Here is a 14540-nt window from a genome sequence, read left to right as displayed (position 1 = left end):
AATATCTCAGAGCATGGGGATGGAGCTTGAACATTCCGGCTTGGCTTCCAACGCGCTGATGTCTCTTCGTGAAAATGACGATGGCTACTACGCCTTACAGGAGGCGCGTTCCCGGTTTCTTGCAATCCCCAACTCCGAGAAGCTTGCGGCTATAGATGAAATGATGGGTGTCTATCAGAGCCGGGAGACTGGGTTCTGGATTGGATATTTGCCTGCCAAGCGCATCACCGAGCTTGCCGGCACTCCAGGCACTGTGCGCTGCGCATTCACCAGCTCTCTGCACCCTGCACTGATGATGGCCTCCAAAGGGTCGACTGTACGTTTTGTAGATCGTCATTCTGAGGTCTGCGACATGGCCAAGATGATGGCTTTCATTTTGGAAGTTCCTCTTCAAGTCGTGATGGCTGAGCCCTTTAACAGGGTCGCTGATGAGGCATACGACGCAGAAATTATCATGGCTCCGTTCGGCTCTAAAATTCATTCGTCCGCCGAGCTAAGCTTGGAAGCATTGGATATCCTTGGCCGTGATGACGGACCTCGACGCCTAAGTGGCGAAGCTGTGGCTCTCGCAGATGCTCAAGTATCGCCGACTGATACCGTGATTGTATCTGTCGCCAGTAGTGCAATGTTCCGAGGTGTGGGTGTAGAGCCTATTGCGCGGGAAGCGCTCGTAGAATCCGGTCGCCTCAAAGCCATCCTGTCAGTTCCGGCTGGAATGCTCTTCCATGCCTCCAGCATCGCCAGTGACATCCTTGTCTTAGGACCAAAACGAAGCGCAAGTGACACTGTTCGCTTTGTTAATCTTGGATCTCCTCAGTTTGCAGGGAAGACCGTTCGGGGCAGGCCTGAAGTCAAACCCGAGAGCTCTTGGCTTGAGGCAATCTCACATCCCTCTCATCAGGATGATGAGGCCATTGCTGAGGCCTCTATCTCTGAGATCCGGGATAAGGACTACATCCTAAGCTTGGACCGATATGTTATTCCACCTGCAGTGGCTGCCCTGGAGCGGTTTCTGGACAACAGAGAGACTCTCCCGCTTGCGGAAGTGGTCGAACTCATCCGGCCAGTATCTATCGGCAAAGGGGATGATGGCGATGTCATTATTCGTGAAGCAGCACCTGCTGACATTGGAGACAATGACTTCTTGCCTCTTCCCAAGAAAGAGCTTCTGCTCGATCGGCCTCAACTCAGGAAAGCTCGCGCACAGCGGTTTTCAGCCGGGCGATGTGATCCTTTCCGTGAAAGGGACAATTGGCACGGCCGCTTTGGTCCCAAGTGATGTTCCAATGGAAGATGACAGCCACTTCTGGACTGCCGGCCAATCATTCATGATCCTTCGCCCGAAGAAGAGTAAGGTTTCCGGGGTCGCTCTTCTTGAGTTTCTCTCAAGCGATGCAGTGAAAACATCCCTGCGCTCGCTTGCTGTGGGAGCCGCAATCCAAACCATTGCCATCAAGGACCTCAAAGAGTTCCAGGTTCCGGTTCCCTCTGACGAAGAGAAAGCGGCTATCGAGGCAGCCTTCCAAAAGCGACAAGATAAGCGAGCCCAAGTTCGGCTGCTTCTTGAGGATATTGACCGTGAGCGAGACGCATCATGGCCTCACGACGCACTTCAAGGATGGCAGGGGTAAGCGTTTCTGCATTTCCTCGGCAAATCTTCTTCGTTCATCCCGGTCTGGACCAATATCCTAAGAGACCAAACAAATTCACATATCAATATATTCAGGGCCTATGACCAACACAAACAGCAACAACGCAACGCTCGCAGACTTCATCTGGAAGAATGCCGATGTCCTCTGGGGCAATTTCAAACACGTTGATTTCGGTAAAGTTATTCTGCCTTTTACCCTGCTTCGACGTCTTGAGTGCGTTCTTGAGCCTACCAGGACACAGGTTGCATCAACTCATCAAGCGATGGCCAATCAGGGCGTCGACATGGACCTCATTTTGCCTCCAATCACGGGCTACCCCTTTTACAATACCTCCAACTATGACTTGGGAAGCCTTGGGGCGACCCGGACCCGCCAAAACCTGGAAGATTACATTTCCAGTTTTTCAGCTAATGCTCGAGTGATCTTTGAGCAGTTTGACTTTGCCAACACAATTGCGCGGATGGATCGCGGCGGTGTTCTTTACAAGATTTGCCAAAACTTCGCAGCGATCGATATGCACCCGAACACCGTTCCTGAGCGGACGATGTCGAACGTCTACGAGCATCTAATTCGCAAATTTGGCGCCGAAGTAAACGAAGCTGCAGAAGACTTTATGACACCGCGCGATGTGGTTCATCTTGCAATTGAGCTTTTGCTTGCCCCAGACGAGAAAATTTTTGTCAACAATCCTGGTCTCATTACGACACTCTATGATCCGACAATCGGTACCAGTGGCTTCATTTCGGACGGTATGGAGCACGTTGACACATTGCGGGACCGCTACGGCAATGCGCCGACGATCATACCATACGGCCAGGAACTCGAGCCTGAGACTCATGCGGTTGCTCTGGCGTCGATGCTCTTGAAGACGATCCCGTCTGACCCCGGCCGGGATCTGTCACAGAACATCAAGCTCGGCAGCACCCTGTCAAACGATCAGCTGGCGAACGAAAAGTTCAACTACTGCGTCTCAAATCCACCGTTCGGTAAGAAGTGGGAAATGGATCAAAAGGATGTGGTCAAAGAGCACACGGAACAGAAGTTTGAAGGCCGGTTCGGCCCAAAGCTGCCCCGTGTCAGCGACGGCTCAATGCTTTTTTTTGCTGCATCTCCTGAGCAAGCTTGAGGACCCGGAGAAAGGTGGCGGCCGCGCGGCCATCGTTCTGTCCGGCTCTCCTCTCTTCAACGGCAGTGCCGGGCAGGGGGAATCTGAGATCCGCCGGCATCTACTGGAGAACGATGTGGTCGAGGCCATCATTGCGCTGCCGCAGGAAATCTTCTTCCGCACCGGCATCGGCACCTACATCTGGATTCTGTCGAACAAGAAGCCCGAACATCGGAAGGGCAAGGTGCAGCTGATCAATGCGACCGAGATGTACGAACCTCTCCGCAAGAGCGAGGGCAACAAGCGGCGCAAGATCAGTGATGATCAGATCCGCGAGATCGTAGCCATGTATTCGGACTGCGAGCCGTCAAAGCAGAGCTTGATTATGGACGCGCAAGACTTCGGCTATCGCCGGATCAAGGTTCTGCGCCCTCTGCGCAAGAAGATCGTCATCTCTGACGAAGGCTTCGAGAAGCTGGCTGAAGAGAAGGCTTGGGCCAAGCGCTCCGAGGAGCAGCAGTCGGCTTGGACTGACCTTTTGCGCGAAGAAATGAATTCGGAGCATGATTGGCACTGGGTCGAGTCCTTTGCCAAGGATGCGGCCAAGAAGGATACGGCACTCGGTAAGCTTGACGCAGCACTGATCAAGTCATTGCGGGCTGCCTTCGGTGTGCGCGATCCTGAATTAAAGCCTGTAATCGATAAAAAGGGCAAGGTCACCCCTGATGACGATATGACCGACTTTGAGAATGTGCCGCTTGCGACTGACATTCAAGACTACCTCGCCACCGAGGTTCTGCCCCACGCCGAAGACGCATACATCGACGAGACCTACAAGGATGAGGCTGATGAAGGCGTCGGGATCGTCGGATACGAGATCAACTTCAACCGGTACTTCTATGAATATCAGCCGCCACGCGATCTGGAAGAGATCGATGCGGAGCTGAATGCGGTGGAAGAACGCATTGCGGCTATGCTTGCAGAGGTGACAGAATGAGCAAGGCACGCGACTTTCTTGAAGATTTTGTTGGCACGTCTCTTTGGGATACCGTTCCAGCAAAGCATCTTTTTCGTTATGAAAAAAGCCCGAACACCGGAATGAAGGAAAGTCACAGGTTGGCTTTGACTATGCGTGGCGTAATAGATCGATCGCTTGAAGATAACGAAGGTCTACAGTCGTCAGACTATGGTTCTTATCAGATATTCGAGAAGGGCGACCTCGCATTCAAGCTGATTGATCTTCAGAACATCAAGACGAGCCGCGTTGGTCTCGTTCCCCGGCGCGGGATTATGAGCCCTGCCTACATTCGGCTGACAAGGAAGTCAGATAAAGTCCTTCCGGAATTCTACTACTGGTACTTCTATGCCGCCTACTTAGGTAATATTTTTAATGGCCTCGGAGGAGGTATTCGACAGAACCTAAACCAATCAGAATTGCTTGAGTTTCCGGTTCCAAACATTGATGCCTTGGAGCAAGCGAACATTGCCAAGTTCCTCGACCGCGAAACCCGCCGCATCGACGATCTGATCTCTGAGAAGAACAGCTTCATCACTCTGCTGCGGGAAAAACGGGTAGCTGAGATTACACGAGCCGTCACCAAGGGACTCGATGTGGATACGCCGCTAAAGCCATCCGGGCAGGACTGGCTGGGCGACGTGCCCACGCATTGGCATATCAAGAAAGCCAAGCATCTCTTTAATAACATGGCCCGCCCTGTCGAAGAAGATGATGGCATCATCACCGCATTTAGGGATGGACAAGTCTGCCTGAGATCAAAACGACGAACGGGCGGATACACTTTCGCGGAAAAAGAGGTGGGGTATCAGCGCATACATGAGGGCGATCTCGTAATCCATACGATGGATGCTTTTGCAGGTGCGGTGGGTGTGTCAGAGGATACAGGCAAGGCCACCGGAGAATATGCTGTCTGCACGCCCCGCGATAACAACGTAAACTGCCACTATTTCGCAATGGTGTTGCGGTGCATGGCGCTTCGAAACTACATCTTTATTCTCTGTCCGTCGGTGCGCGAGCGTGCCCCGCGATTTCGCTTTTATCCGCTTCGCACCTGTTCCGTTGCCGGTCCCTCCCCGCGAGGAGCAAGATAGGATCATGGAGGCCATCGACCGCGAAACCGCTCGTATCGACGGCCTTATCCGTGAGACGCAACGCAGCATCGAGTTGCTCAAAGAGAAGCGATCCGCTCTCATCACTGCCGCTGTCACCGGTAAAATCGACGTAAGGAGCGCGGCATGAGCGACCTGCATCACGAAAAGCACCTCGAAGCCTACATAGTTCAGAAGCTCACCGAGCAGGGTTGGCTCTTGGGCTCCTCCGCCGGCTACGATCAGGATCACGCCCTCTATCCCGAGGACATCGAGGAATGGCTGAAGGCTACCCAGCCGTCCAAATGGGAGAGGCTCGTCGCCATGAATGGCGACAAAGCTCGCAAAGTCCTCATGGATCGCCTCGAAAAGGCTCTGGAAAAGAATGGCCCCATTCATGTCCTGCGTCGCGGCTTCGCCATCGCGGGATGCGGGCAAATCGATATGTCCGAGGCTGCCCCTGAAGACCAACGAAACCAAAAGATCATCGACCGCTACGCCGCCAACCGGCTCCGCGTCGTGCCGCAGCTCAAATATAAACACGGACATCAGGATGCGATTGATCTGGGCTTCTTTCTGAACGGCCTTCCAGTCGCCACCGTCGAACTGAAGACCGACTTCACTCAATCGGCTGAAACCGCGAAACTGCAGTATATTGAGGACCGGCTCCCCCGTTGAGCCGAGAACTAAGCGTAAGCATCCCCTTCTCACCTTCAAACGCGGCGCCATCGTGCATTTTGCCATGTCAGACAGCGAGATCTGGATGACGACGAAGCTTGCCGGCGAAAACACCTTCTTCCTGCCCTTCAATCAGGGGCATGAGGGGCGTAGCGGAAACCCTCCGCGAGATGACGGTGAATACCCTGTCGCCTACTTCTGGGAAAAGATCTGCCAGCCCGACGCATGGCTTCGCATCTTCCACAGCTTTGTCTATGTCGAAAAGAAAGATGTGGTGGACCTAAAAGGGAAATGGTCCGTCAAGGAAACCCAAATCTTCCCCCGCTACCACCAGCTTGATGCCGTCAATCAAATGACCGCGGATGCCAAGAAAAACGGGCCCGGTCTGGCCTACTTGTGCGAACACAGCGCCGGCTCTGGAAAGACATCAACCATCGCCTGGACGGCCCATGATCTGGTCAAAATGCGAAAGGATGATGGCAAGTCTATCTTCGATACCGTTATCATCGTTACCGATCGAAACGTCCTTGATAGCCAGCTGCAGGACGCAGTTCAGCAGATTGATCACCAGGAAGGCTTGATCGCAGCCATTGACCGGGAAAACTCTTCAAAGCCTAAAAACCAGCAGCTTACTGAAGCTATTTTGAAAGGCACTCCGATTATCGTTGTGACCATTCAAACATTCCCACATGCGATGGAGGCCATCCTCACGGAATCCTCTTTGAAGGATCGCGGGTTCGCAGTCATTATCGACGAAGCGCACACTTCCCAAACCGGAAGCACGGCCTCCAAGCTGCAGGCAACTCTGGCCATGTCATCCAACAGGGATATGGCCGGCATGACCGTCGAGCAGCTGCTCGAAGAGATCCAGAAGAGCCGCGTGAGGCCATCAAACATCTCGCATTTTGCCTTCACTGCGACCCCCAAGCATTCCACCATGATGCTTTTCGGCCGTCGGCCGGATCCTTCTCAGCCCACCGGCGAAGGCAACCTGCCGGCCTCATTCCACAAGTATGAGATGAGACAGGCCATTGACGAAGGCTTCATCATGGACGTCCTTCAAGGCTACCTCCCCTACAAGACCGCCTTCAATCTCGGCAAGAGAATGGTCGATGAAAAGCGCGTTGATGGAAAATCGGCAAAGCGGGCCCTCGCTCGGTGGATGAATCTGCACCCGACGAACGTGACTCAAAAGGTGCGGTTCATCATGGAGCATTTCTCAAAGAACGTAGCTCACCTCCTTGATGGCAATGCCAAGGCTATGGTTGTGACCAGCTCGAGGCCGGCGGCGGTCAGATATAAGAAAGCCTTCGACGCCTTCATTGAGGCCAATCCTCAATACAAAGAAATTCGTGCTTTGGTCGCCTTCTCCGGCAAGCTGTCGGGAAAAGATATCATGCACTCCGATGATGATCGCATTTCCGGCGAAGCCTTCGTTTGCGATGAAGATGCTGAATTCAGTGAAGCCAACATGAATCCCAACATCAAAGGACAGGATCTTCGGATTGCATTCGACCGCCCCGAATACAGAGTCATGCTGGTTGCCAACAAGTTCCAGACAGGGTTCGATCAGCCGAAGCTGGTCGCCATGTATCTGGACAAGAAGATCGCCAATGCTGTCGATATCGTACAGACACTATCTCGCTTAAACCGAAAGACGGCAGGTAAGGATCAGACCTTCGTGGTCGACTTCGTCAATGAGCCTCAGGTCATTCTGGAAGCCTTCGAGATGTATGATTCAGGCGCTAAGATCGAAGAGGCTCAAACGCTTGAAGTCATCTACGATCTCAAGGAGCAACTGGACGAGCAAGCTCTCTATGGTACCTCTCATATCGAAGCTTTTCGAGAAGCCCGATACAAAACCGCCAAGGCCATTTTAAGCTCCACAGATACTCAACACAAAGAGATGTATGCTGCCACACAGCAGCCTACCGATTTCTATAACTCTCGACTGAAAGAACTGCGCAGCCGCAGCGAGAAGGCAGAGGCCGCCTATCAAGCTGCCAAAACTGCAGGCAATCAAGGCGGAATGGAGAAAGCAGATCATCATCGACGTCAGATTGATGAAGACATTGGTAAAATGGTCGACTTCAAATCAGGGCTGGCGCGTTTCTCAAGGACCTATGCCTACATCGCTCAACTGATCGATCTGGGTGACCCTGAACTTGAGAATTTTGCCGCCTTCACCAAGCTACTTTCTAAACGTCTGGATGGCGTACCTGCTGATCAGGTAGATCTCTCCGGGATTAGCCTTACTGGGTATGACATCCAAACCGTCGATCTCCCAGGTACAGATGGAGGTAACGAAGAAGGGGCCGACTTGTCCTTGCGGCCAATTGGTCCCGGCGGCTCCCCTGCCCCCGGCGCTCTCCCGATCTACCTGCAGGAGCTGATCGAGCGCCTCAACGACATCTTCGGTGAGGCTGCCCCCCTGAAAGACCAGGCGAGTTTCGTTAACCAAATCGCTGCCATCACACGCGAGAACAACATTGTCATGGCTCAAGTGGACAAGAATCCCAAAGAACAGGCTCTGAAGGGAAACTTGCCAGGCGCGATACAAATGGCAGTCGCTCGAGCAATGGCTTCAAACAACTCTCTCGCTGCAACACTTCTCAAGGAAGATCGGCAAAGCTTGGGGATCATGACCAATCTAATCTACGATCTACTTAAGAGTGGCGGCGACATTAACCTGACGGACCTGGACGCGGTCTGAACCTCTACACCTACGAATCACCACCCCTCTTGCTCATTGGTCAGGAGTAAGAGGGGATCTTGGGGTGGCAGCCGCGATACCTTAGCGACCAGTCTCAAAAAAAATCAACGCTACTGACGAAGCAAAAAAGAGCCTGACATGGGGTCTCTAAACGCACGGCGAAAAACCGCAGAAAAGCGCTTCCAAGCTACGTTTTTCCGCCCGAAGAAATTTCAGGGAGCGTGTTCGCCGCAATATATGCCCTGAAGACCCTTCAAAAACCGCCATATAGATGCCTATCCCGATGTTTGCGTATCGTCCGAACTCCAGGACCAGATTGCGAACTCAGTGAAATAATATAAGAAGAACATAGGCTTACAGATCATTTTGGGAAGTTCGCTAAATGTTCCAGACGGATATAAGGGTAATTTCGTATATAATTGTCCCAAAGTAACCCTGTTTCGGGCTTCCCTCGAAAACACCTATAACCGCGCTTCTGTTGAACAGGGCGCGGTTTTTTTATTCAGAAACAATATGTTGTACATGTTCACCGGGCTGTTCAGCAAGGTATCTGGTCCAAGTCCTGAACAGGAGCCTAAAACCCTATAACTATCTATTTTATATAAATAAATAATAGGTGTTCAGATAGCTGTTCAGGAAGGGTCAAAAGCTGTTCAGCAACGCGCGTTCAGAACGTTCGTTTAGAACGAAAAGAGAACATTCTCTTGAACAGTGATTCCGAATTGTTTTACAATCACTTAGGCGAACTCCGTTCAGGAGATTGGCCTTGTTCACGTCGGATGGAAAAAGTCGGAGACAGCGATGTTCCCAATGAATTTCACAGTGGAAAAACAGCATTTTTCCCAGGCTTTTTTCGCCCCCGTTTTTCCATGTTTTTTCGTTTGGAAAAACATTGCGCCCCTGAGTTTGCGTATAGTGCACTTGACTGGACGCGTTCGCGCAGAATACTGGCGAAGAATGGAGAATTTACACGTGAATGCCCAGCCAAGGAATTTTCGGCCGCCGACCGATCGGCAGATCGAACTGATGAGCTTCATGGTCTCATATTTTGATGAACATGGAGAGTGGCCAAGTCACCGCCAGATGGCAGTCGCCTTGGACATCAACTCGTCGAACCTTTCGCCGTACCTTAACCTGCTCGAGGCTAAAGGCCTCTTGGCCAAGATCGCGGGGAAATATCGCCGGAACCGAGCCCTCACGGATCTCGGTCGCCAATTTGTAACTGATCAGGAGTGGCAGCCACGACTGTTATAGGACGCCTTTGAACGACGAAGCCCCGGAATGCGCCAACATCCCAGGGCTCCAAATCAAATAAGACTGTCGCGGTCTTGAGGAGATATTATCTCCTGGGCGTCCCCGAATCAAGGGGGACCAATGGGTAAATCTGTCGCATATTCAGAGTTGAGCGCTCAGGTGGAGCCTTCGTTGCCAAAAGTTGGCCCGGAGGAAATCCTTCATGGGGAACTTGAAGACACGATCCGCGATATGCGGAAAGCAGAGCTTCGTCAGAGCGGTGCTGCGTCGTCGACCATTACAAAAGCTGTCTCAAATACAATTTCCGCTCTCAAAGCTTTCCGTACAGCAAATGGGCTTCGTCTCTATGACACAGTAGGTGGTGAGATGATGGAGCCGGTACGTTTCGCGCGGGCTTGTGAGGCGATCTACAATCTCGATCTCTCCGATAAGACCGTCGAGAGACATATATCTGAGATGAACAAGCGTGTTCGTCCCTGGGCGATTACACTCAGAAAACAACAACTGACCCATTGTGAAACTTTAAGTGAAGCCTTGCAGGAACTCCTGAGGATGAGTGGTTTCTCGATCGCAGAACTTGCGCGGCGCAGTAAAGTCACCCGAGAGACACTTGGAACCTGGGTGCGCGGAAAAGAGGTGCCTTCAACGCCCTCTACAATCCAAGACATCGGCAATGTTGAAGCTGAAATGGGAGTGCCCGCCGGCACCCTATCAAAATTCTGCGAAATCAAGAAAATTTACATCCGCAGCGACCGATTGAAGATTGATATCCGCCCTGATGATCTGAAGCGCGTCCGGCAGTATCTTCCAGACGACTTCGAGCACATCAGTAAGTCCAAACAGCAAGAAATCTATGACTGGGTCATGTCGAACATCGTGCTGTCACCGACAGATGATGAAGGAGAGCACGTAGGGAGCCGTGAGCCCTATCGCTGCAAACTAAGAACGCAGTGGCTCCATGTAGATACCCCTGGCACCTTCAAAGCGCCTGATCGCCTACGCCGCCAAGTTGAAGGACTTGTTGAGTTCAAAACGGCCGAGTTAACGCCGCTTGGCAAAAACCGTGATCCGAACAAGGGCCGTTGGAGTTCAGAAGAAAGCAAAGATTCCAAACTTATTCTCCTTGAGATTTTCTTTGGCGCTCTGCGCAAGAAGGGCACGAAAGAAGAGGACCTTGGTCTGGAAAATGTGCTCGATCTGGAGAAGATCGATAACTTCATAGGCTACATGCGAAAGCGGAGGGGCTTTTATACTGAAACCATCCCGGCCGTGCTGATGTCCCTTGCAGGTCACGTGAATCCTGAAAACGGATACATCACTCAACATAGAAAAGAGATACTCGGCGGCCGAAAGATGCTCAGTGAAGAGGCATGGAGGAAGCAATGCATCGCAGCGAACGATTTCATCTGGAGCCGCTGGAGACAAATTCAGCCACTTCTTGATGTTGGACGCGATCCGTTTCTGCCAATCCGGGTAGTCGTGGATACCCGGAAGCCGCTTCACACTTACTATGTGATCGCGGATGAAATTAGAAAGCGCACGCCGTTGGCAGCTGCCAACATTTTGCAAAGAGCCAGATGTTTTCGCGATTTGGTCATGTTTCGCTACGCAGGCCAGTTTGCGCTTCGCGCCGGAAACTTTAGCCAGCTTCAGGTGCTGCCAAAAGGCGCCCCAAAAACCTCGATGACCAAGTTGCGTCGTAGCCGTTCACTTGAGCTGTGGTGGGATCCGAAAGCAAAAGTCTGGATGCACCGGCAGCCCAAGGAATCCTTTAAAAACCACAGCAGTCCCGCCACCAAAGATATCGAAATTCCTTTGGCGGACATCGATGGTTTGTACAGAGAGCTTGAAGAATATTTGGAGCTGCGACCGCTCTTGCTTGATGGGCACTCCGACCCTGGAAACTTGTTTATGGCCGATATGACCCGGGGTGGGTCGAACCGCACAACCCTGACGCCTGGTGCTTTTACGCAAATATGGAAGAACATGATCAGGCGCTATGGGATCTATAACCCCTATACCGGTCATGGGGCGATTGCAGGCTTACGCGTTCATCCCCCTCACGCAGCACGCCACATCCTTGCCACGCACATCATTCGTGTTGATGGCAGTTTTGCCAAAGCAGCCGCGGCCATTTTCGACACCGAATCCGTGACCACAAAACGCTACGCCGAGTTCAGTGCTGTGCATCAATACGAGTTGGCAAGAGATGTGATCTTAAGTGACCCACCTGTATCTCAAATCAGTGGAAGGGTGACCTGAGAATGTCCTCCCGCCGCTATAACGTCGATGAGATCAAAGACCTCCTGACCCAGGAGCGTAACATCGTGCAGGTGCTTGAAGCGCTCTACAACGGTGATGCCACATATGATCGGCAGACGAATACTTACCGTTTGGCTGATATTCGCGGTGGCGAAGGGAAAAGCTGCCAGATCAAAATATCAGGCCAGTACGCAGGACGGTTTGTTGATTTCAACCCTTCCGGAAGCCGTGAAAAGGGCAGCCTGATTGACGCGGTGATGGAAGTCCAAGGCAGCGACTTTATCGGCGCAATCACCTGGCTCGGCGAACTCTTGGGGGCCTCTCCCCGATTGCAAAGTGTCGCAACGCCGGCGCGCCGGGAGCCCTCCCCGGCATCCCAAGAGCTGGCGCCAGTTAATCCTGAGTCCCATCAACGCATGCAGCGCGCTTTGGAGAGATGCCCTGAAGCGATCGCCTATCTGCAAGGGCGCGGCCTGACCTCCAAGACCATCATGAGATTTGGCCTCGGGATCGCGCAGGCCTATCCGCCGCGCGCGCCAATGGAAGAGCAGGTCACCGGGGCCATTGCCTCACCGGTAGTTGATCGCAATGGGCGTTTTCTGTCTCGCATACCAAAGACGACAGTGCCGGGCTTTACGACCAATCCACGCGATGAGAAAGGCTGGAGTACCGGTTCTCCACTGACGTATTGGAATGGTCCGGCCCGCGGAAAAACGGTGCTCTTCGTGGCAGAGGGCATGAAGGACCTATGGCGGCTAAGCCAAGAGATCGAAGGCACCAGCCTTGATAGCCGATTGGCGATCATCACCTCGACGCATGGATCCGGTATCCCCGATGAATGGCGGGATAGCGAATTCTGGAAGCAATGGGATGCCGTCTACCTCGGACAGGACAATGACGCTGCCGGCGAGCGCATGGCGCAAAAAATCCGGGAATATGCTTTCCGGGATATCCGCCGCATCGAGGTGCCCCGCGCCAAGGGCAAGGACTGGACAGACTTTTTCCAGAATGGCGGTTCGCTTGAGGATTTTGAGGAGCTGATTGAAACCGCGCCAAGCCTCGGGCTGCGCCTTCCTGAGCCCAGTCCTAACCGCCCCCTCGAAGAGGACGATGACGGCACCTATGAGATTGAAAGGATCAATATCAATGGCGCCTTTGTCGGCGGCTATATGTATTACCCTTTCCGGGTGAGGGAGACACGCACTGAGAGCCAATGGGTAACTGAGGCCGACGGCACACGTCATAAGCAGGCTCTGAAGGTCCATGCGCGTCTGACACAGGTGGTGCGCTCTGATGGGATCGTGCTTACACCTCGCGAGATGCCGGCGCCTGCCGGCACACCGGACGACAGCCGCATTGTGGCTCTCGAAGACGGCACCATCGTCAGCGCTGTCCCCAATCCCGAAGACTACTCCACATGGCGGTATCGCTCTATCAGGCAGTATATCGACAATGTGCAGTCTGGGCGGCCGCCACACCGGCCTCTCGACGAGATCGTTGACGATCTGGTGGCCTACCTCAAAACGCTGACCTGGCTGCCCTATGAGAGCGACTACGCGCTTCTCGCGGGGTATGTGTTGATGAGTTATGTCTTCAACGCTTTTGACGCGATCCCGATGATCCTGATCAATGGTGAAAAAGGGTCAGGTAAATCGACCACAGCGGAAGGTTTGGCAGATCTGAGCTACAACGGTCACGTCCTCGGCGCGGGCTCGGAAAAAGCGATGATCCGTTTTGTTGACCAGGCGCGCGGCTTGGTGGTTCTCGATGACCTTGAGAAAGTCGGCAGGCGCAACGGTAGCGATGTCTCCGAGTTTTCTGACGTGAACCAGATGCTGAAGGTGTCGTACAATAAGGCGACCGGCGTGAAGACCGTGGTCGACAAGCACGGCAACAACCAACGCCTCATGTTCTACGGTCCGAAGATCATTACAAACATTTCAGGCCTTGATCCCGTCAACGAAAGCCGAACCTACACCGTCTACTGTCGGCCTATGCCGGCCGAGGTGGCGGCGAGCGGCCAGATCACAGGTCTGAACCGTGAGATCAGCCATGAGCTGCGCCAAGAGATGCATGCCTGGGGGATGTGTAATGCCCTGGCCGCCAATACGGCGTACCGCAAGCGTATGGCCAGCCTTGGGGACCGTGCAAAGCAGATCGCAGCGCCTCTCGAGGTGATTGCAGAGCTTTCTGAGCATGTCGGGTTCGCCTCTGCTCTCAAGGATGCGCTTGATCGCCAAACCGCCAAACGCACGGACGATGTTACCCCCATGGAGCTTGTCCGTCTGGCCTCCGAAGAGATCGTATTGCGCGGCGCCCGCCATTATATCACCGCCGAACAGTTGCGCTGTGAGCTGGCCTTGATGCCTGAAAGCATGCTCCTGCGGGATGGTATTTCAGTCCCTGAGGATCTGGCGGTCCTCAAGGATACGAGATGGCTTGGGAAAGCTCTCATGGCGCTTGATATCCGCAAAACCAACGCGTCCTCCCGGCGACGCCTCTACGGTGTCTATAATCGCTGGTATGACCTCAATCCTAAGTTTGTTGCCGAGGTCCTTGAGAGCAAACGAGAAGCAGATGATGCGCCCGCTGCGGCCTATCCCGGTGATGATACACGGCACGCGCTGGCCTATTGCGAGAACACGACCTGCAACCTGTGTCCTTACGCATCGGTTTGTACGGCTGTGATGCCCGAGGTGCGTGCTGCCAAAAGACAATCTGACCCCCAGGCGGGCCGCTAATGCGTCCCCTGCACCCAAAGAAGGAAACA

General features: G+C 53.3%; 11 protein-coding genes. All 11 read left to right on the top strand.

Translation table 11 applies throughout. The annotated features are described in order from the left end of the window. Positions 1-1279: N-6 DNA methylase (locus tag GLP52_RS19430; protein ID WP_237274072.1), on the top strand; the 1279-nt coding region annotated here is incomplete at its 5' end. Then, positions 1227-1631 carry a restriction endonuclease subunit S gene (locus GLP52_RS19425; RefSeq protein ID WP_237274071.1) on the top strand — a complete coding sequence of 135 codons (405 nt, stop codon included), beginning with the start codon at positions 1227-1229 and terminating at the stop codon, positions 1629-1631. The genes GLP52_RS19430 and GLP52_RS19425, both read left to right, overlap by 53 nt. A gap of 100 nt (positions 1632-1731) precedes the next feature. Then, positions 1732-2778, top strand: a complete 1047-nt coding sequence (locus GLP52_RS19420; RefSeq protein ID WP_237274070.1) for a type I restriction-modification system subunit M — start codon at positions 1732-1734, stop codon at positions 2776-2778. Further along, positions 2666-3754, top strand: coding sequence for an HsdM family class I SAM-dependent methyltransferase (locus GLP52_RS19415; protein ID WP_237274069.1), 1089 nt, complete (start codon positions 2666-2668; stop codon positions 3752-3754). Before GLP52_RS19420 ends, GLP52_RS19415 begins: the two co-directional genes overlap by 113 nt. Continuing rightward, positions 3751-4866, top strand: coding sequence for a restriction endonuclease subunit S (locus tag GLP52_RS19410; protein WP_237274068.1), 1116 nt, complete (start codon positions 3751-3753; stop codon positions 4864-4866). The genes GLP52_RS19415 and GLP52_RS19410 overlap by 4 nt, the downstream gene beginning before the upstream one ends. Positions 4867-4870: 4 nt before the next feature. Beyond that, positions 4871-5014 carry a hypothetical protein gene (locus GLP52_RS19405; protein ID WP_237274067.1) on the top strand — a complete coding sequence of 48 codons (144 nt, stop codon included), beginning with the start codon at positions 4871-4873 and terminating at the stop codon, positions 5012-5014. Then, on the top strand, positions 5011-5541 hold the full coding sequence (locus GLP52_RS19400) for a type I restriction endonuclease (protein ID WP_237274066.1): 531 nt from the start codon (positions 5011-5013) through the stop codon (positions 5539-5541). Before GLP52_RS19405 ends, GLP52_RS19400 begins: the two co-directional genes overlap by 4 nt. A gap of 85 nt (positions 5542-5626) precedes the next feature. Further along, positions 5627-8254, top strand: a complete 2628-nt coding sequence (locus GLP52_RS19395) for a DEAD/DEAH box helicase family protein (protein WP_237274065.1) — start codon at positions 5627-5629, stop codon at positions 8252-8254. A 957-nt stretch (positions 8255-9211) separates the two neighbouring features. Beyond that, the gene (locus GLP52_RS19390; protein WP_237274064.1) at positions 9212-9508 is read left to right on the top strand and encodes a LexA family protein; all 297 of its coding nucleotides are present in this window, start codon (positions 9212-9214) and stop codon (positions 9506-9508) included. Positions 9509-9628: 120 nt separating this feature from the next. Next, entirely contained in the window at positions 9629-11770 is a 2142-nt protein-coding gene (locus tag GLP52_RS19385; protein WP_237274063.1) for a hypothetical protein, read from the top strand. A 2-nt stretch (positions 11771-11772) separates the two neighbouring features. Next, positions 11773-14511, top strand: coding sequence for a hypothetical protein (locus GLP52_RS19380; RefSeq protein ID WP_237274062.1), 2739 nt, complete (start codon positions 11773-11775; stop codon positions 14509-14511). Positions 14512-14540: the final 29 nt, after the last annotated feature.

This window comes from Sulfitobacter sp. M22 (assembly GCF_021736025.1).
Taxonomy (GTDB): Bacteria; Pseudomonadota; Alphaproteobacteria; order Rhodobacterales; family Rhodobacteraceae; genus Sulfitobacter; species Sulfitobacter litoralis.
The sequence above is the reverse complement of the archived record's forward strand: the minus strand, read 5'-3'. Positions and strand labels throughout refer to the sequence as shown.

What these genes read in the sequence shown, in the direction of transcription:
- GLP52_RS19385 (WP_237274063.1), top strand. Translation starts at nt 9,629, where the DNA reads ATGGGTAAATCTGTCGCATATTCAGAGTTGAGCGCTCAGGTGGAGCCT.
- GLP52_RS19420 (WP_237274070.1), top strand. Translation starts at nt 1,732, where the DNA reads ATGACCAACACAAACAGCAACAACGCAACGCTCGCAGACTTCATCTGG.
- GLP52_RS19390 (WP_237274064.1), top strand. Translation starts at nt 9,212, where the DNA reads ATGGAGAATTTACACGTGAATGCCCAGCCAAGGAATTTTCGGCCGCCG.
- GLP52_RS19405 (WP_237274067.1), top strand. Translation starts at nt 4,871, where the DNA reads ATGGAGGCCATCGACCGCGAAACCGCTCGTATCGACGGCCTTATCCGT.
- GLP52_RS19410 (WP_237274068.1), top strand. Translation starts at nt 3,751, where the DNA reads ATGAGCAAGGCACGCGACTTTCTTGAAGATTTTGTTGGCACGTCTCTT.
- GLP52_RS19400 (WP_237274066.1), top strand. Translation starts at nt 5,011, where the DNA reads ATGAGCGACCTGCATCACGAAAAGCACCTCGAAGCCTACATAGTTCAG.
- GLP52_RS19380 (WP_237274062.1), top strand. Translation starts at nt 11,773, where the DNA reads ATGTCCTCCCGCCGCTATAACGTCGATGAGATCAAAGACCTCCTGACC.
- GLP52_RS19395 (WP_237274065.1), top strand. Translation starts at nt 5,627, where the DNA reads ATGACGACGAAGCTTGCCGGCGAAAACACCTTCTTCCTGCCCTTCAAT.
- GLP52_RS19415 (WP_237274069.1), top strand. Translation starts at nt 2,666, where the DNA reads ATGTGGTCAAAGAGCACACGGAACAGAAGTTTGAAGGCCGGTTCGGCC.